At 39.3% G+C, this 18,079-nt stretch carries 14 protein-coding genes (1 of these 14 cut by a window edge); 6 read left to right on the top strand and 8 right to left on the bottom strand.

The window, feature by feature from the left end; all coding sequences use genetic code 11:
* Nucleotides 1–6: 6 nt before the first annotated feature.
* The gene (locus tag L6471_RS00590) at nt 7–3,372 is read right to left on the bottom strand and encodes a SusC/RagA family TonB-linked outer membrane protein (RefSeq protein WP_237797006.1); all 3,366 of its coding nucleotides are present in this window, start codon (nt 3,370–3,372) and stop codon (nt 7–9) included.
* A gap of 353 nt (nt 3,373–3,725) precedes the next feature.
* Entirely contained in the window at nt 3,726–4,439 is a 714-nt protein-coding gene (locus L6471_RS00585) for a class I SAM-dependent methyltransferase (protein WP_039870087.1), read from the bottom strand.
* Nucleotides 4,440–4,585: 146 nt separating this feature from the next.
* Between L6471_RS00585 and L6471_RS00580 the strand changes: the two genes are divergently transcribed.
* Together L6471_RS00580 and L6471_RS00575 are read left to right on the top strand one after the other, a co-directional pair.
* A complete protein-coding gene (locus L6471_RS00580) occupies nt 4,586–6,028 on the top strand; it encodes an exonuclease domain-containing protein (protein WP_006281967.1) in 1,443 nt (480 codons plus the stop codon).
* Between the two features lie 296 nt (nt 6,029–6,324).
* Nucleotides 6,325–8,316 carry a tetratricopeptide repeat-containing sensor histidine kinase gene (locus tag L6471_RS00575; RefSeq protein ID WP_094448573.1) on the top strand — a complete coding sequence of 664 codons (1,992 nt, stop codon included), beginning with the start codon at nt 6,325–6,327 and terminating at the stop codon, nt 8,314–8,316.
* A gap of 427 nt (nt 8,317–8,743) precedes the next feature.
* Here L6471_RS00575 and L6471_RS00570 read toward each other — a convergent pair whose 3' ends face one another.
* Both L6471_RS00570 and L6471_RS00565 read right to left on the bottom strand, forming a co-directional pair.
* Nucleotides 8,744–10,075 (bottom strand): outer membrane beta-barrel protein, encoded by a 1,332-nt coding sequence (locus tag L6471_RS00570; protein ID WP_173652065.1) that lies wholly within the window; start codon nt 10,073–10,075, stop codon nt 8,744–8,746.
* Complete coding sequence (locus L6471_RS00565; RefSeq protein WP_237797005.1) at nt 10,068–10,628, bottom strand: RNA polymerase sigma factor; 561 nt, start codon at nt 10,626–10,628, stop codon at nt 10,068–10,070. Before L6471_RS00565 ends, L6471_RS00570 begins: the two co-directional genes overlap by 8 nt.
* Nucleotides 10,629–10,892: 264 nt before the next feature.
* On the opposite strand from L6471_RS00565, the gene L6471_RS00560 reads away from it, so the two are divergent.
* Together L6471_RS00560 and L6471_RS00555 are read left to right on the top strand one after the other, a co-directional pair.
* Nucleotides 10,893–11,516 carry a DUF4840 domain-containing protein gene (locus L6471_RS00560; protein ID WP_081657112.1) on the top strand — a complete coding sequence of 208 codons (624 nt, stop codon included), beginning with the start codon at nt 10,893–10,895 and terminating at the stop codon, nt 11,514–11,516.
* A 286-nt stretch (nt 11,517–11,802) separates the two neighbouring features.
* Nucleotides 11,803–12,255, top strand: a complete 453-nt coding sequence (locus L6471_RS00555; RefSeq protein ID WP_027453796.1) for an acyl-CoA thioesterase — start codon at nt 11,803–11,805, stop codon at nt 12,253–12,255.
* On the opposite strand, the gene L6471_RS00550 is transcribed toward L6471_RS00555, so the two are convergent.
* From L6471_RS00550 to L6471_RS00535, 4 genes are read right to left on the bottom strand one after another with little or no spacing between them, the layout of a single operon-like run.
* Nucleotides 12,231–13,553 carry an aminotransferase class I/II-fold pyridoxal phosphate-dependent enzyme gene (locus tag L6471_RS00550; protein ID WP_237797004.1) on the bottom strand — a complete coding sequence of 441 codons (1,323 nt, stop codon included), beginning with the start codon at nt 13,551–13,553 and terminating at the stop codon, nt 12,231–12,233. The two genes, L6471_RS00555 and L6471_RS00550, sit on opposite strands and share 25 nt — an antisense overlap.
* Before the next feature lie 38 nt (nt 13,554–13,591).
* Nucleotides 13,592–14,167, bottom strand: coding sequence for an indolepyruvate oxidoreductase subunit beta (locus L6471_RS00545; RefSeq protein ID WP_027453794.1), 576 nt, complete (start codon nt 14,165–14,167; stop codon nt 13,592–13,594).
* Between the two features lie 14 nt (nt 14,168–14,181).
* Entirely contained in the window at nt 14,182–15,780 is a 1,599-nt protein-coding gene (locus tag L6471_RS00540) for a thiamine pyrophosphate-dependent enzyme (RefSeq protein WP_237797003.1), read from the bottom strand.
* Nucleotides 15,781–15,823: 43 nt separating this feature from the next.
* On the bottom strand, nt 15,824–16,582 hold the full coding sequence (locus tag L6471_RS00535) for an amidohydrolase (protein WP_237797002.1): 759 nt from the start codon (nt 16,580–16,582) through the stop codon (nt 15,824–15,826).
* A gap of 174 nt (nt 16,583–16,756) precedes the next feature.
* Here L6471_RS00535 and L6471_RS00530 point away from each other — a divergent pair, with 174 nt between their 5' ends.
* Nucleotides 16,757–18,055, top strand: coding sequence for a phenylacetate--CoA ligase family protein (locus L6471_RS00530; protein ID WP_006281978.1), 1,299 nt, complete (start codon nt 16,757–16,759; stop codon nt 18,053–18,055).
* 19 nt (nt 18,056–18,074) lie between these two features.
* A protein-coding gene (locus L6471_RS00525; protein WP_237797001.1) for an amino acid-binding protein crosses the window boundary here: on the top strand, nt 18,075–18,079 show its 5' portion. The gene runs 421 nt beyond the window's last position; 5 of the gene's 426 nt are visible here — the first part of the coding sequence; the start codon lies at nt 18,075–18,077; its stop codon lies beyond the right edge, outside the window.

Below are 18,079 nucleotides of genomic sequence, written 5' to 3'. Positions count from 1 at the left end.
TATGAATTAGAAAGTTACCTGCAATCCTACTACCCACGAACGAGTTATAGGGGTAGTACGCCCCCATCCACCATAAACGATACCGTTACCGTCGTTAATTTCCGGATCGAGTGGCAGATTACCGTTACCTTTATGCAATAGGAACAAATTATTGGCACTGGTATAGATACGTAAGCTTTCGATATGAGCCTTACGGGTAAGCCCCTCAGGAAGAGTATAACCCAGAGTTACGCTCTTCAGACGCAGATAAGACATATCAACGAGATATCTACTTTGTGGATAATAATTATTACTTCCACCTGCGTCAGCCAAAGCTGCAACATTTCCCGCTACATCATTCCCCGGCCAAAGACATGGGAAATCATTATTTTGATTGATATTAACGATGCCATTAGCAGGATCATAAATATTATAACTTGTCTGATTGGCATAAAGGGCTAAGTCGGCATTTCTCATCAGCGGGAATGCAAAAGAAGAAATCGTCCACATATCACGCTTGCCTACACCCTGAAAAAAGAGGTCTAGATCAATACCTTTATAAGCTCCACCTAAATGGAAACTGTATTCATAGCGTGGCAACTGGTTGCCGATAACTTTCAAGTCACCATGATCTTGCAACGTTCCTTTGCCACCATTTATTTTACCATCACCATTCAAGTCTTTATATTTGATATCACCTGGACCAAAGACAAACTTACCGGTCTGTATACCTGTCTGGTCAGCTATTCCCGCTTTATATTTCCAACTTCCATCGGCATTCTGTCCTTCAAAATCTTCCTCTGTAAAATAGCGATCGGTCTCAAAGCCCCAGATATCTCCCCAGTTTTCACCCTCATAAGCATAGGCTGTATTGCCGGTATGACCTACCAGCTGCGAGGTATTATTCCAACGGGTTACACGTACACGGGTGTCACTGATAGAGAAGTTGGCATAAAGACTCAGATTTTTATTCCACTGCTTACGCCAAGCTAAAGCAAGTTCCCAGCCACGAGAACGGAGTTGACCCGCATTCGTATAAGGGGCTTCAGCTCCCACACTCGATGGTAGGGCATTTCCTGGTGCCAACATGTCTTTGGTAAGACGTTGAAAAAGATCGAAGCTCAGGGTAAACTCATTATTTAAGAAACCAAGATCAATGCCGAAATTGGTTGTCTGTATTCGCTCCCAAGTAAGCGACGGACTAACCCATGTTGGTATTTTTAAACCACTAAGCTGGTTAGTACCCACAAACCAATTGGTCTGATAAGCCTCTAAGGTAGAAAGAAACATATTGTCACCTACAGCTTCATTACCTATCTGACCGAATGAAAAACGCAACTTACCATTAGAGACTATATTTTTCACAGGACTAAAATATTTTTCTTCACTGAAGCGGTATCCAGCAGAAAGACTAGGAAAGAAGGCCCATTTGTGTCCTTCTCTGAAACGACTAGAACCATCATATCTGCCGTTGAGTTCTAACAGATAAATGCCCTTATAGTCGTAGTTGATTCGACCAAAGACACCTGCACTGGCACGATCTTGTGTTGCTGATGTTATTTTAGCTTTGGCCATATCTCCGTAAGTAAGATTAAATTCCGGATAATTCTCATCATAGAGTTGGGTACGCATAGCCGAAAAATTATCTCGCTCCAGTTTTTCTGCATTTACTCCTACCATAACATTCAGGTTATGTTTATCAGCAAAGAGATGAGCATAGTTAAGATAAGCATTAGCAGTCCATCTGTCAGCCTTACCATTTTCCTTGGTCACCGATGAATTACTATTATTCACAATGTACACGGGTGTTGTACCGCTCCAGTTCATGCCGAAAATACTCTTCGTAGAGGTTTTTATATTGTCATTCTCTATTTGGTAAGTAAAATCAGCATTCAACGTTATATCATGAGTTATATATGCTTTGGCATAAGCCTGCATCTGAAGTACATCGCGTATAGTAGATTTATCACCAGCCCCTTTCTGCATGGCTATAAAACGATAATCATAAGTACTTCCGTCTACATCCTCTATATAGCCCGATGGAACAAAGTAAGATCCCCATCGCCAGATATACTGATATATGCTCGAATAGGTATCTTTAGAATCGACTTTCTTTCGGGAAAATGACGAACGAAGTCCGATGGTAAGCCAATCGGTCAGGTCTGTCTTCAAATGAAGAGTAGCGTTAAAGCGCTGGCGACGATCTGGGTCTATCTTCATGATATCTACCTTGCGATCATAGCCCGCTGAAAAATAATACGTTGTCTTATTGCTTGAACCCGATATACTCAAATTATGTGATGTCGAAGGAGCATGGCTATTATACCAAATATCCTGTATATCATAATCTGCATAATAGAGCGCTTTGGCGCCATCAAAACGATAATCGCCCACGGCATCCATACTTTGATAAGGCTGCATCAGGCTGTACCCTTTCTTGCCACCATCCTGCTCTTCCCAAGCCTTAGCATAAGGTAATAACTCGTCAAAATACATTCCGAATAATTCAGGGGTACTTTCACCGGCTCTCGCCTTAGCTCTTATACCCGCTTCAAGTTGGGTGGCTACCGATGGGAAATCTGGTAATATGGTAGCTTTGTCCCAACCAAACTGCATATCGTATCTTATCTTTATTTTGTCACCTTTATTCGCCTGTTTGGTAGTAATTAATATCACACCAAAGGCGGCTCTACTTCCATAGATGGCTGACGAGGAGGCATCCTTTAACACGGAAATAGATGCAATATCATTACCATTAAGCAGACTCATATCATCGCAAGGAACACCGTCGACGATAACAAGCGGAGATGATTGCTGACTGTTTGATAGGGTTCCTAATCCACGTATCGAGAGTGTTGGTGAAGCATCTATAGAACCATTACTATTGATGATCGTAAGTCCTGGCACTGCACCCTGCAGCGCTTTAGCTACATCCTGAGCAGGTCTCGAACCTATAGTCTTCTCGAGGTCGACGTTAGCGACTGCACCTGTTAGATTTACTTTTTTCTGCTGACCATACCCCACAACAACCACTTCGTCAAGTTGTGCGTTATCGTCTGTCATCTCTAACAGCATATGTGACTGAGCTTTCACCTCCTTCGTCTGATATCCAAGATAAGATATCAGCAAGCGCGAACCCACTTTAACTGGTAGATTGAACTTACCATCTATATCGGTAACTGTTCCTACTGTAGACCCCTTCTCTACCACAATAGCTCCGACAATCGGTTTGCCCTGGGCATCAACGACTCTACCTTCTATAGATTCAGACCGAGGTTCAACAGATAAGGGTACTGTTTCAATTGATGACGTCAGCGAAACTGCCCATCCATTTTGTATAGACAAAACAGAAGCTAAAAGAAAACATCCTTTCAATCCTAAATGTTGGATCATATAATATTAGGTTTAATGCAAAAAAACTTATACTATAAAAATATTCCATGAAAAGTAGCCATATACTGCACCTTCTTCTCTATGAAATTATTTTTTTTGCAAATATAGACATATTTTACATTTAATTACACATAAAGAAGAAAAAAGATAGGTTTTTATGAAGAAAAATGAGTAAGAATTATACGCATGAAAACATGCGTAAGTTAAGGGCTAAGAAAAAACATTATAATTGGTATGATTTACTTGATATCACCTTGATATTACCGACGGTGGTCTAGTAATAGATCTTATCCGACATACTTTTTATTCTGATAAGAAGTTTTGTTCACTAAATTCAATAGTTCAACTTTATATTATACAGCCCGGGTTATTCGGGCAAGATACTCATAATGATCGCCTTCTGCGAGTACTTCAAAATCAAAACCCGCCTTTACAGCAGCATCACCTAATGTTTGCGCATCTATATAAAGCCATGGAAAAGGCTCACCAACAGTATCCTTATATTGCATTCGGTATGTTAGTTCACCAAAATAATTACTATCCTCAGGATATTCGATAAAGCCATCCTCATCTTCAAAAATATAACTGATATCCGAAGAATCGCACAATAACTGTCCACCTGGTGCTAAAATACGTTTAAGATGTTCAAAAAAATCGGGTAATTGATCTATCGTGCCAACAATTCCAATACCATTCATCAGCATCAAAATGGTATCATACTGCTCAGTTACGGCAAAAAAATCTTGTTCAATAGCATGTTTTACACCACGCTGCACCATAACCTCGACTGAAAGCGGCGAGATATCAATGGCCACAACATTCTTGCCTTGCTCTTGCAAAACAAGTGAATGACAACCTGACGCTGCACCTACATCAAGAATACGCCCCTGAGCCCTATCAAGGGCTTGTTGCTCCCATTTTGGCATTTCACCGTAAGTGCGAAAGAGCCACTCTACCGGTATTTCGTCTTCATCAAACATCGGTGAGAAAACTCGCAGTTTTCCAGCCTTATGGGTATTATTATATTCGGCAATGGCTCTACCCATCGCATCGGTCTTACTATTCATCTTTTTGTCGTATTTATATTTTGCCTGCAAAGATACTTATTTTTATGCTAGCAACAGACGCATACGATCAAAAAGGTAAACAATTATTTGGGTAATTCTCGACATTTGCGTACCTTTGCATCTCAAATGAGCAAACGGTATATATTATGAGTCTTATCATACGGCCTCATCAACAGGAAGAAACGGCTAAGGATAACATGTTTTGTCTAAAAATTATCAAGGTGCGATACACGAAAAGGCATCCTGATGGACATACTGTTACACCTGTAGCACTTGAGCACGTAGAAGCACGTTTTGGTGCACGTCTCAAGGCCCGAGAACTTAAAAAGGCAAATGGTAAGGAAGGTAAGAAAACCGTTTACTTGGATGAGCAAGATCCTGAAAATCCATTACAGTTGGGTAATGGTTATATCCATACTTATGCCCTACAAGGCATCGAAAATGCTAAAGATTTTGCCTTCAGTATCGAGAAAAAGCCGAAAAACAAAACCCATCTTCAACTTTGGTTAGCTTATATTCCGGCTGGCATGAAATATTTTAGCGGTGACACGCCATTGGGGGCCATAAAAAAGAAACAACCTAAAAAATGGGTAAAGGGGTATGCTTCAGAAGCAATTATCATGCATCGACAAATTACCTCTGTAGAAGAATTGCAACAGCTCATTGACCATACACCTACACACTTGACCATGCCTCATAATATATTGGCCTTCGATTTTGAAGCTGTATATTATTCGCATAGCAGTAGGGCATGCTCACTGGGTATCGCCCAATTTATCGATGGAGAACTAACGCTGAGAAAAAATTTTATCAATCAGCCTCCAAATAATTATTATGACCCCGTTACTCCGATGATACATCATCTGGAGCCAAAAGACACGGCCAATGCTCCTACCTTCGATAAAATATGGCCAAAAGTTAAACCATATTTTGACGAAGCTGATGTCATTTTGTATCATAGTAATAGTCCGTTTGACCCTGGTGTTCTCAAAGCGGAGTCTGAAGCTTACCAGCTAGGTATAGATCTCGATAAATATACCTTTGCCAGCTTGTTTGATGTATACCCTTACAAGTTGGAAGCAATTACGAAAGCATATCATCAAGATACATCACATCACCATGAGAGTGACGATGATGCCTATTATTGTGGCTGGCTCTACGTACAGCATCTGAAAGGTAACAAACCACTGGAAGATATCAAGCCTATCAATGATAAGCTGAAACAACCATATGCAAACGTATTTGTCAATCATCCAACCTTGAAGGGTGACCTACTGATTAAAGACCTGAAAAATGCAGATCCCAATAGTCCATACTACGATAAAAAAGTAGTTATCACGGGAGTTTTCTATCAAGGAGCCGATAAGCAGAATGTTATCGACCGCATAGATATTGCACGACAGTTGAAAGCTTGCGGTGCTGACATCGATCTTAAAGTATCAGAAGCTACAGACTTCGTTTTCGTTGGCAAAGAAGCTGGTGCTGCCAAACTCAGAAATATCAAAAAGTATGGCATTAAGACACTAGGACAAAAGGATGTGGAGACTCTCATGAAAATAAAAATACCCACCAAGAAGAATACAAAATAAACGAAAGAAATATAATTCATATCAAAACATCTTTTTTTAATAGCCAAAATCTTGCATTATTCAAAGAATAAATTTATCTTTGTAATATGACATTCTATTAACTTTCAAATATTGTACTAAAGAGCTATTTACTATGGATGAATTATTAAAACACATAAATTATATTCGTAATGCTAGACTTCTGCTCGATATTGAGCTCACGGATGGGTATGCTCTACCATGCATGGTATCCATGCACTTGAATTAATATATTATAAAGACATTTAGAGGGTAAAACCACCGCATGGCATTTAAAGATGAAACACTTTTTTTCTAGAAACATTATAGGGATACTATGCCTCTTAAGCGTATTTGCGCTTATAGGATGTGGAGAGCATAATCCAAATGGACATTACGCACAAGATGTGCGCCAAGAGATGGATAGCCTCATAAAAGCAGCCGAGGATACCACTGCATTATTGGGATTGCTCGATAAATATAAAGCAGAAAATAATATTCTTGGACAAGAGGTTACACTTCGTGAATTAGGGAGCCAAAATTGTTTGGCTGGTCGCTCCTATACTGCTATAAAATATTTATACCAAGCTTATGAGATAGCTATTGACAACAATGATACCATCGAAATTTCTCACATCTGCAACCAGCTAGCAGTCAACTTTGGACGTATGGGTATTCTCGACCAAGCTACTCTCTATCATCTAACAGCCTTACACTACATTTCCTCTTATTCTGACTTTAAAAATCCGAACAATTATAAGCAATATCTTAGCGCCCTTAATGGTATTGGCAAAATATATCTGATTCATAAAAATTACAAAACTGCTGATACTATTTTCCATAAATCATTAGCTGGTGAAAAGAAGATAAATAGCAGAAGAGGTATTGCTATCAATATGGCTAACCTAGGACAAAGCAAACAGAAACAAGGTCAGATTGACTCGGCTTTGTATTACTACAAGAAATCTATGGATGCGAATTTACAAGACCACAATACGCTGGGTATTGGACTTTCACATTCTAACTATGGCAGTCTATATTTGCAACAAGGAAAATACGACAAAGCTATCGAGGAATTTAAACTCGCCAGCGACTATTTGATAAAGACAACAGATACCTGGTACTGGGTGGAACCTATTCTAAATTTGGCAAAAGCCTATATCGCCAAGGGCGAATTCGAAGCAGCTAAGGCACAACTTGATAAAGCACAAAAACTAACCAACAACGTACATGCAATGGAATACAAAGCGCGCCTCTATGAGTCTTTTTATGACCTATATAAGAAGCAGGGCAACTATAAGGAAGCGCTTAATAATTATACACGCAGTATAATGTTTCGTGATAGCATGCATTTCAGCAATGAAAAAGACCATATCCGTATACTTCACGAAAATATGGATCAAACTAGAAGGAAGCAAGAATTGGCTAAACTTGCTAGTGACTACAAATTGGAAAAAAACAAACGTATCTATACCGCTTTAGGTTCGGCTATCATTGTGTTACTTCTGATTATACTGCTCACTATCATGACTAATCTGCTCAAGGCTCGTAAGCAGCGTAATGAGTTGCAAAAGCAATTGGAACTTACGCGTTTAAACTTCTTTCGAAATGTAACTCATGAACTCCGCACTCCGCTCACTATCGTTATTGGTATGAGTGAAGACTTGATGGAAAACGAAAAGCCTAGCATGTCAATAATACAAAAATATTTAGCACGCATTAATCGACAGGGTAAAGTTATGCTCGAACTGGTTAACCAGTTGATGGATTTCAACAAGGTAACAAGTGAAATTGGACTAAAACAAAATTATCGCCATGGCGATGTCATCGCACATATCGCTGGAATTCTCGAAGATTGCGAAGAACTCTGTCACATGAAGCAAATACAGCTGTCGCTTGCTCGATATGAGCCTGAGGTTAATATGGATTACGAACCTGACTTCATAACTAAGATTCTTCGTAACTTGATTAACAATGCTTGCAAATTTTGTCCTGAAGAAGGGGGTATTATCCGTGTAACTACCCAAGTAGAAAACAAGAACTTGCTTGTCCGAGTAAAAGATAACGGTATTGGTATGGACGAAGAAACATGTAAACATGTTTTCGAACCTTACTGGCAAAGCAAAGATGGCTCTCAGAAAAAATCAAGTACGGGTATTGGTTTGGCATTGGCCAATAGGCTGGTATTAGCCATGAATGGTACTATCAGCGTAGAAAGTGCTTTGGGTACTGGCACTACCTTCTCGTTCACATTGCCTTTAAAACATAAAGAAAAAGCAAAATCGAATTAAATAAATCATACAGAAAGCAAAAAACGAATTCACAACAGAGTGGATTCGTTTTTTTATACTCATATAAAGTATCTACAAAAAATAAAGCGAAGAATATCTTCTCCGCCTAACCAAAGAGGTCAGCCTCACGGCCGAATCCTCATAATCTAAACTTGTCTATTGTCGTTCTAACAATCTTATTTGCTTTTTACCTCAAAGCAACAAACTTTAATAAAATCTAAAACCTAAACAATCTAAACCTAAAAACTAATAACCAAAACTTGAATATTCTCTCTCTACAAGTTGTTTTATTGTCTCTCTCGACACTGCAAAAGTATAACTATCTAAAATAATAGCCAAATAGATACCAACTAAAAATATGTTATACAGCATATTCTTGACCTATATCAAATATTTGTGTGCGAACACATGCAATAATAATCTATTATTATCGATTTACATGCCAGCGCATACCTAAATGAAGATTAAAGATAAATGGATTTTCTGTATAGCTAGACAGCACTCCACTTCCATTCTTAAAATAGTAATTGGCACCTGGCTCGACATAAAGGCTCAGATTATCAGATATATGATATTCTGCTCCGACCGCAACATTCGTACTAAATACAGGGCGACGCTCTGACACGTTCTCCACCTCAGAAGACTTTTTTTCTGATAGTTTCTGATCCTTCTGCATCAAATATCCCTCCATACGATGCTCGGCCTTACCACTTACTAACTTCTCAGCTTCAACACCACCTGTTACATAGATATTAAAATGCGGATTACGCCAGAAACTATAACTTACGCTCAAAGGAATACCAACGTAATGAAGTTTCTGATCGGTTACCGATTGATAAAAACGTACATCCTCTGTAAATTCACTATGCAGATAACTATATGTTAGTCCTGCAAGTAAACTCCATTTCGGATTCAACTGATAGCGTACAGACACTCCTACCTTAACTGGCTGATGATGCTTCGCTTTCACTGTAGGCATAGCCGCTTGTATAAATTCCTTATTATAAATCTGTGTCAAGGCCTCATCAATATATTCATGAGTATCCATCGCATCAAAACTACATATGGAAGTAGAGGCGTATACCATCGCCATTTGCTGAGCAGAACTATTCCCTGTCATACTACTACCATACCAAGCTCCCAATGATAATGTTTCATCTACCTGTTGCCTCTTGACAGATGCCTTAGATGTATTCTGGGCATATAAAGAAGTACTTGGTTTACGGATAATAATACTAGCTGAAGTCGATTCATGAGATTCGTCCTCTGAAAAAGGAGTTACTTGTGCATGCTCAGAAGTACTATTGTGATAATCCTCTTGAATATCTTCTTTCAGACATCCTTGCAGACTGTATTCTTGATCTCTATCAGAAACAAGATATCGATGATTACTCATAGGATATAATGAAGCCAACACATGAGAATTTTCTTGCTCCTTACTATCCACTTCAGTAATACCATGTTTTGAGCTATTTGTAGAATTTACACGTGCCGTGTGAACAATGGAATTAGACGATACACTTCGGTTATTCCACTCCACAATACCAATACCAGCAATAGCAAGCAGCGCTGCGACTGCCACCTTCCACCATATTTGCCGTTTATATCCAATTACCGGTTTCTTTACGGGTACTTTCTGATTAGGCATCACACCTCTACGACACATTTCTTGCTTAATGTCATCGAGTAAACCTTCTGGCGCATCTTTCCGATAGTCGCCAAGCTGGTTTTTCAAATCGTCCATCCACTTATCATTCATACCCATACCTTTTATAATCCTTAATAAACTTAGCCAACATATTTTTGGCTCTGTGTAGTTGAGAAGCCGATGTATCTGGTTTTATATTCAGCATCTCAGCTATCTCCTTATGACTTTTCCCTTCTATAACATAGAGATTAAGCACTGTACGATAACCATCTGGCAGTTGTCTAATCAAGCGAGTTAATACATCTCCACTCAAGCCTTCTGTATCAGGTTCCTCATCTGGAATATCAGGCGGATCCATATCAACAACAAAGGTGTTCTGCTTTTGCCTGCGAAGAAATAGTAAACATTCATTAATTGCTATCTTGGTTACCCATGCTCGTAGCGATCCCTTTCCTCGATAATCAAAACTATTCATTCGAGTAAAAATCTTGATGAAACTCTCTTGAAGTACATCTTTAAGATCGTCATCATGGACGATATATCGACAGCAAACTCCAGTAAGATAATTTGCATATGCAGCATATAGCCGATCCATCGCAGAAGTGTCTCCTCGACGGAACTTCTCGACTATCGCTATCTCTATATCGTTTCCCAGATTATTCATAATTTTTCATCCGAATGCACACTAGCCAAACGGATATAAAAAAGATTTCTTGTCTTATTATTTAATTATTACCTTATAAATACGAAAAAAGAGTGAATCTTGCATCTATGTTTCATAAAAAAAAATTTTTTTTATCTACAAGCAAGATTCTCGAAGTTATTGCATTTAGAGAGTGTATGAAGGCTGAAAATGCAATAACCAATTACGGCATATCAGTAGGAAAATACAAGAAACCAATAATAATAAACAAAAACAAAAACAAAAATGAAAAAATTAAAAGTACTTAGCAGCATTCTTTGCTGCATCATGGCAGCCATGGCATTCACAGCATGTAACGATCTGGATCATGCAGACAACATCATTACTCCAGAACAGAGTAAACAAGCTATGCAAACCATCTATGGTATCTACCATGGAAAAATTATTCGTATTCAAGAGAATTCTGTTACCAATCAAGAAATTAGAGATACTGCAGATGTCGAATGGGAAGTAAGCAATGATTCTATCATGTATATCTACAACCTTCCTTCTAAATTCCTCGCTAAGAGCATTACAGACAATGAATTGAAACAAGCTATTGAGAAACAGGTAACACCGGTATTGAAATGTTATATCGGTTTAGTACAACTGAAACCGATTGCTATTCTTATTAACCCAACTTCACCAACATTTAACGTAAACTATGGCGGTAAGGAGCATAAGGTACAGTTCTCATTTGCTTTAAATAATTCATATTCTTACGGTTTATACACTACTAATCCAAAATCCTTCGAATTGCAAATTATCAATATAGGAATGTATATCGATGGTAAGCTCCAATCTTCACTAATGCCTAACAATATTTGGTATAGACTCAAGTATATCCCATCAGCAGCGTCTGATAAATGATAAAAATACCACTATGATATGTCGAAATAGCAGATAAACTTTCACTACGAATTCGTTTTTTTCAAAATAAGAGATATCATAATACTAGATTCAAAAAGGGGGATGTGCCGACGCTACACATCCCCCTTATAGCTTAAATACGAACAGATAAGATATACTGCACACTCCTCTTCTATTGTGCGCAAAACGATTTGAGTATATATAAATATTCGTTAAAAAGCAAAAATCCCTTTCCTTTCCATTAATTTTATTCCGTACCTTCGTATACAAAAAATAGAGGATGGAAATAGATGATATAACTTTTCATAATAAGCTAGATATCCAATTACGCTTTACCGATGCCGACCCTTTCGGGCATGTTAATAATTCCATATTCTTTCAGTATTATGATATTGCAAAGATTAAATATGTACAGGAGTTATGGCCTGATTTAGACACTCGCAAATATGCCATTGTCGTAGTCCATGTAGAGGCCGACTTCATGGCACAAGTTCGTATCGATGAGAATGTATCGGTCTTAACAGCTGTTACCAACGTGGGCAATAAGAGTTTTACTCTTTACCAAAAATTAGTCAATACCGACACCAATGAGGTAAAGTGTATCGGTAAAACGATTATGGTAGCTTTCGACTTGAAGAAACAGGAATCCATGGAACTCCTTCCGGAATGGGTGGATGCCATGTGCAAATATGAAGGTCGAGATTTGCGCAAGAATCACTGTCCGTCTTCCAAAGGATGATCCTCTTGGAAGAGTTTCATACGTTCTTCGAGTACACTATATAGCTCTTCCCTCATACGAGAAGTACAAGCGCGTACTCCTGGCTCAAGCGAACCGGTAGTATCTAGATTAATACTGCTTACACCATAACTTACCAACTCTTTCACCAGCGTACTACCGTCCATTTGACCATAGCCTAAAGTAAAAAAGAAACCATCACCCACTTTTTGGTTCACATCCTTATCATACACGATATGGAATCCGTGATCGCAGAAGATTTTCTTCATTTTACAAGCTCTTCGCTCATACTCTCGCGTATCTTCCACAAAATTGATTTTACCTTCACAACTTAAACGAAGCATTTCGGCATAACCATACTGAGTACTCGCTGTACAGCCACTTGTTATCATATAGAGTATCTCGGCACACATCGTACTGCCAAACAGTCCCGCATCATGATAGCGCTCGGCTAAAGCTGGGTAATAGGTATCATAGAGTTTATCACTGATACATACCAATGCCATACGCTGTCCGGCATAGCTGAAAATCTTAGAAGATGACAACATAAGAATATAGTTTTCAGTATATCGTGCTACTGTCGGTACAAACGGAGCTTCATACGGATGACTTAAATCACGACGATAATCCATACAGAAATAAGCCAAATCCTCCATAACAACAACATCATATTTCGTAGCCAATTCACCTATAATCTGAAGTTCTATTTCATCAAGACAAGTCCATGCAGGATTGTTAGGATTGCTATAAACGATAGAAGCAACAGTGCCATCAGCCAATTCCTCCTCGAGTTTAGCACGAAGAGCCTCACCACGATAAGGATAGATATCAAATTCTTTCCATTCGATACCTAGTACACGCAACTGAGACTTCTGAATAGGAAATCCAGGATCAATGAAAAGTACCTTATTCTTACCCGGAATGCGTTGAGTTGTCGCTATAAAAGAGCCAAAACTACCTGCTACCGAACCTGTTGTCGGAATGCATGAGCGGGCTGAAATATCAACATTAATAAAAGCTTTAACAAACTCATGAGCAGCTTCCTTCAATTCTTTCACACCAGCAGCTGCAGGATATTGTGAACCTACCCCACGATCTAAGGCTTCCTTCTCAGCTTCCACACCATACCGATTTACAGGTAATCCTGGTGAACCTTGATCCATACGGATAAAAGGAATGCCCGTTTTCTGTTCTAAAAACTGAGCCACAAGCAGCACTTCACCTATAGTAGCATGTCCCAAATCGGCTACATGATTAGTCTGACACGCTTCGTTTATCAGTTCATCACTAAATATTTTCATTTCTTACTATATTCTTGAATACCCGAAAACGGTATACATTACATTTTCGTATTTCGTCCCAAATCAAAAGCCTTATAGTTCGCCTCTACAATAGTCTCTCCCTTTCGAGCAAAGATACGTCCGATAGCATCACGTAATTTCTCTGGAGAAATGATTTCGAGGGCATCAGCAGCCATACCCAACAAAATCATATTAGCACTCTTAGGCAGATGATTTTGCTTTGCCAATTCTCCGATAGGCAATAATTTCACATGAGGCAATGCATGGAGTTCTGCAATAACCGCATCTACATCAGGATAATTAGATATATTTACCAAAGGCTCAGAACTGGTTACTACCCATCCGTCTTTATTCAGAAATGGTACATAACGAAGAGCTTCCATGGGCTCCATGGAAATAATCAAGTCTGCTTGTCCTTTTGGTATCAGATCACTGAAAATATCGCCATTGCTTAGTCTCAGATTACTTTGCACATCTCCACCACGCTGACTCATACCATGTACTTCTGCTTGTTTCAGATTCACACCTGCCTCTGTAGCAGCTTCACCTATGACGGTGGCAATGGAGAGGATACCTTGTCCTCCCACACCTGAAAGTATGATATCTTTTTTCATTTTAGCTTCCCCTCCTATTTTGTAGCTCTATTTTTCAATTTTCTTCCCAGTGTCTGCATGCATTCTCTTCGAGGTATAATCACGCTAACATCGGGATAATCTATTTCTTCCTTCAAAATCTTAACGATTTCGTCCATATTTTTAGGCAAAGGAACGACTACACGAACATGCTCTGGAGCCACTCCGAGTCCGATACATATCTGCTCAAATTTATTAGTACCGGCAGAATCCTGTCCACCTGTCATGGCTGTCGTCAAATTATCAGATATCACCACGGTAATTGGAGAATGATCATTTACAGCATCCAGCAATCCTGTCATCCCACTGTGGGTAAAGGTAGAATCTCCGATTATGGCGATAGCTGGATGCTGGCCAGCATCTGCTGCGCCCTTGGCCATCGTAATGCTAGCACCCATATCTACACAACTGGCTATACTTTGGAATGGAGGTAATGCACCTAAGGTATAACATCCGATATCGCCAAATATACGACAGTCGTCATATTGCGCAACTATTGCATTCAGGGCTTGATATACATCTCTATGTCCGCATCCTTTACATAGGGCTGGTGGACGCCCCACTACCTCGTGTATATCGTTGAAGGTGATATCGACGTCTTTTCCCAAAGCTTTTCCTACAAAATCGGGATTTAACTCTCCTGTTCGTGGTAAATCACCTGTCAAGCGGCCTATTATCGCATAGTCTGAGCCAAGCATACCTTTAACACTTTCTTCTATAAAAGGCTGTCCGTCTTCTACCACAAGGATGCGGTCACTCATTTCAGCTAACTGTTTTATCTGTTTCTGAGGTAGGGGATATTGTGAGATCTTTAAAATAGCTGATACGCCTGATGGATGAACCTCACGCACATAATTATAGCCGATACCAGATGCAATAATACCGAGTCCTTTTCCTTCTTGTATTTCTAGTCGATTATAAGTTGATTCTTCGGCAAATTGTTCTATAGTAGACTGTTTACTTATCAGTAGTTCATTCTGCTTCCGTGCAATTGCTGGCAATAGTATCCAGTTCTTTCCAGTATCCAAACGGAAAGCATTCATCTCTCTAGCCTCATGATTCACCTCTACACCAGCACGAGAATGTGCCAATCGTGTTACCAATCGCATAACGACAGGAAGCTTGATCGCTTCAGAAAGATCAAAAGCTGTACCCATAACATCATAACATTCCTGTTGATTACTCGGTTCGAATATAGGTACCATAGCAAATTTGCCATAGAAACGAGAATCTTGTTCATTTTGTGATGAATGCATCGACGGATCGTCGGCCGCCAGAACTACAAGTCCACCATTCACACCGGTTACTGCCGAATTGATAAAAGCATCAGCACACACATTCATGCCTACATGCTTCATACAAACGAGCGCTCTCTTACCTGCATAACTCATGCCAAGAGCAGCTTCCATCGCTGTTTTTTCATTGGTACACCAACGACTGTGAATGCCACGCTCTTTCGTCAAAGGATGTTTTTGTATAAATTCTGTAATCTCTGTAGAGGGTGTGCCCGGATAAGCATACACTCCCGATAAACCAGCATCGAGGGCTCCAAGGGCTATAGCTTCGTCTCCGAGCAATAATCTTTTTTCTTTCATGTAGTATTGATTGTATTAAGGATTTAGCATGATTTGCTAATTTTTACTTCAGTATAAAATTATCAATATCGTCGAGAACTGGAAACTTTTTCCGAAATTCTTCAAGTTTTTTGATATCTATTTCCGCTACCGCTACCTGCTCTTTTTCTGATTCACATGCAGTGAGTATTTCGCCATTCGGATCTAAGATGACCGACCCTCCTGAATAATGGAGCACCGGATCATCTCCTACTCGATTTACACCTACCAGATAGCACTGATTCTCTATGGCACGCGCTCTTAATAGTGTATCCCAGGCTAGTTGACGTTTAGCCGGCCAACTCGCCACGTAAATGGCCAGGTCATAATCCTGATTATTTCTACTCCACACAGGGAAACGAAGGTCATAACATACCGCTAAGAGGATACGATAGCCTTCGTAATTTACTATCACTCTGTCTTTACCAGCAGTAAACTGATAATGTTCACCTCCATAGGTAAAAAGGTGGTGCTTATCGTAATACTCCACACTACCATCTGGCTTTACAAAGTATAAACGATTATAGTATCTTACATGGTCCTCTATAGCCACACTGCCACAGATTGCAGCATGTTTCTCTCGGGCCTTCTGCTTCATCCAATTCAGAGTATAACCATCTGCATCTGCTATTCCTTTTGGTCGAGTAGCAAATCCTGTCGAAAACATTTCGGGCAATATATAGAGATTACTTCCCGGCTGAGCATCAATAGCCTTGGCTGCAGCTTTACAATTGGCGTGAATATCTCCCCAAATAATATCCTGTTGTAATATGGCTATCTTCATTGTATAAAGTTTTTATTTATTGAGGCAAAAATACGAATTTATTTATTGAAATCAAAATAAAATATCGGATTGTTATATTTTTCTATTAAAAAGTACGAAAAAGTTTGCATGTATTTGATTATATTGTATCTTTGCAAGAACTCAATACTAATACCATTTAATAAATTTGACCAGATGATTTGGAATAAAACCATGGAATGCATGGATCGCGATCGGCTTCGTGAAATCCAAAGCAAAAGATTAGTCAACATGGTTGACTACGTTTATCACAATACTCCCTTCTATAGAGGTAAATTTCAGGAAATGGGACTCGAGCCTGGTGATATTAAAAGCATCGACGACATTTCCAAATTACCGTTTACCAATAAAACAGATTTACGCGATCAATATCCTTTTGGCATGGCTGCTGTACCCATGAGCCAGATTGTACGCATTCATGCTTCTTCGGGTACAACAGGTAAGCCGGTTGTTGCCCTTTATACACGCCGCGATTTGCAGGATTGGAAAGAATGTCTTTCTCGTGCTCTCACAGCTTATGGTGCTACTAAAAAAGATATATTCCAGATATCTTATGGATACGGGCTCTTTACTGGTGGACTTGGTGCACACGCTGGTGCTGACAATATTGGGGCAAGCGTTATCCCGATGTCTTCTGGTAATACGCAGAAACAGATTACATTGATGCACGATTTTAAAGCTACTGCACTATGTTGTACCCCTTCTTATGCGCTCTATCTAGCAGAAGCCTTAAAGCTGAGTCCATGGCCTAAAGAGGACTTTAATCTTCGGATTGGTGCTTTTGGAGCTGAACCCTGGACTGAAAATATGAGAAAAAAACTAGAACTGGCTCTAGGTATTAAGGCTTACGACATTTACGGATTAAGTGAAATCGCAGGGCCTGGTGTAGGCTATGAGTGTGAGTGTCAGCATGGTACGCATCTGAATGAAGATTATTATTATCCAGAAATTCTTGACCCTAATACCGGTGAGCCGTTACCTGAAGGTACCGTAGGAGAACTTTGTTTTACGCATCTTACAAAAGAAGGTATGCCACTTCTTCGCTATCGCACGCACGATCTTACGGCTTTGCATTACGATAAATGTCCTTGTGGTCGTACTTTTGTCCGTATGGACCGTATCCTCGGCCGTTGCGACGATATGCTTATAATTAGGGGAGTCAACGTATTCCCAACTCAGATTGAAGCTGTAATATTAAGTCTAAAAGAATTCGAACCTCACTATTTCCTTACTGTCAACCGCATTAACAATAATGATACTACAGAATTGAAAGTTGAAGTAAAAGAAGAATTTTTCAGTGATGAAATGGGACAGATGGTTCGATTACGTAATAAACTTGAAGCTGAATTAAGAAGTGTTATTGGAATTGGCTTTGACGTAAAACTAGTAGAACCAAAGAGTATTGAACGCTCTACAGGAAAAGCAAAACGGGTTATCGACAAACGTGAATTGTAAATTTAATTTCAACGATTTTATGTT

The organism is Segatella bryantii (assembly GCF_022024215.1).
GTDB lineage: Bacteria > Bacteroidota > Bacteroidia > Bacteroidales > Bacteroidaceae > Prevotella > Prevotella bryantii.
The sequence above is the reverse complement of the archived record's forward strand: the minus strand, read 5'-3'. Positions and strand labels throughout refer to the sequence as shown.

Excerpts from the sequence above, each read along its gene's own strand:
- L6471_RS00590 (WP_237797006.1), bottom strand. The coding sequence starts at position 3,372 with ATGATCCAACATTTAGGATTGAAAGGATGTTTTCTTTTAGCTTCTGTT.
- L6471_RS00585 (WP_039870087.1), bottom strand. The coding sequence starts at position 4,439 with ATGAATAGTAAGACCGATGCGATGGGTAGAGCCATTGCCGAATATAAT.
- L6471_RS00580 (WP_006281967.1), top strand. The coding sequence starts at position 4,586 with ATGAGTCTTATCATACGGCCTCATCAACAGGAAGAAACGGCTAAGGAT.
- L6471_RS00575 (WP_094448573.1), top strand. The coding sequence starts at position 6,325 with ATGAAACACTTTTTTTCTAGAAACATTATAGGGATACTATGCCTCTTA.
- L6471_RS00570 (WP_173652065.1), bottom strand. The coding sequence starts at position 10,075 with ATGAATGATAAGTGGATGGACGATTTGAAAAACCAGCTTGGCGACTAT.
- L6471_RS00565 (WP_237797005.1), bottom strand. The coding sequence starts at position 10,628 with ATGAATAATCTGGGAAACGATATAGAGATAGCGATAGTCGAGAAGTTC.
- L6471_RS00560 (WP_081657112.1), top strand. The coding sequence starts at position 10,893 with ATGAAAAAATTAAAAGTACTTAGCAGCATTCTTTGCTGCATCATGGCA.
- L6471_RS00550 (WP_237797004.1), bottom strand. The coding sequence starts at position 13,553 with ATGAAAATATTTAGTGATGAACTGATAAACGAAGCGTGTCAGACTAAT.
- L6471_RS00545 (WP_027453794.1), bottom strand. The coding sequence starts at position 14,167 with ATGAAAAAAGATATCATACTTTCAGGTGTGGGAGGACAAGGTATCCTC.
- L6471_RS00540 (WP_237797003.1), bottom strand. The coding sequence starts at position 15,780 with ATGAAAGAAAAAAGATTATTGCTCGGAGACGAAGCTATAGCCCTTGGA.
- L6471_RS00535 (WP_237797002.1), bottom strand. The coding sequence starts at position 16,582 with ATGAAGATAGCCATATTACAACAGGATATTATTTGGGGAGATATTCAC.
- L6471_RS00530 (WP_006281978.1), top strand. The coding sequence starts at position 16,757 with ATGATTTGGAATAAAACCATGGAATGCATGGATCGCGATCGGCTTCGT.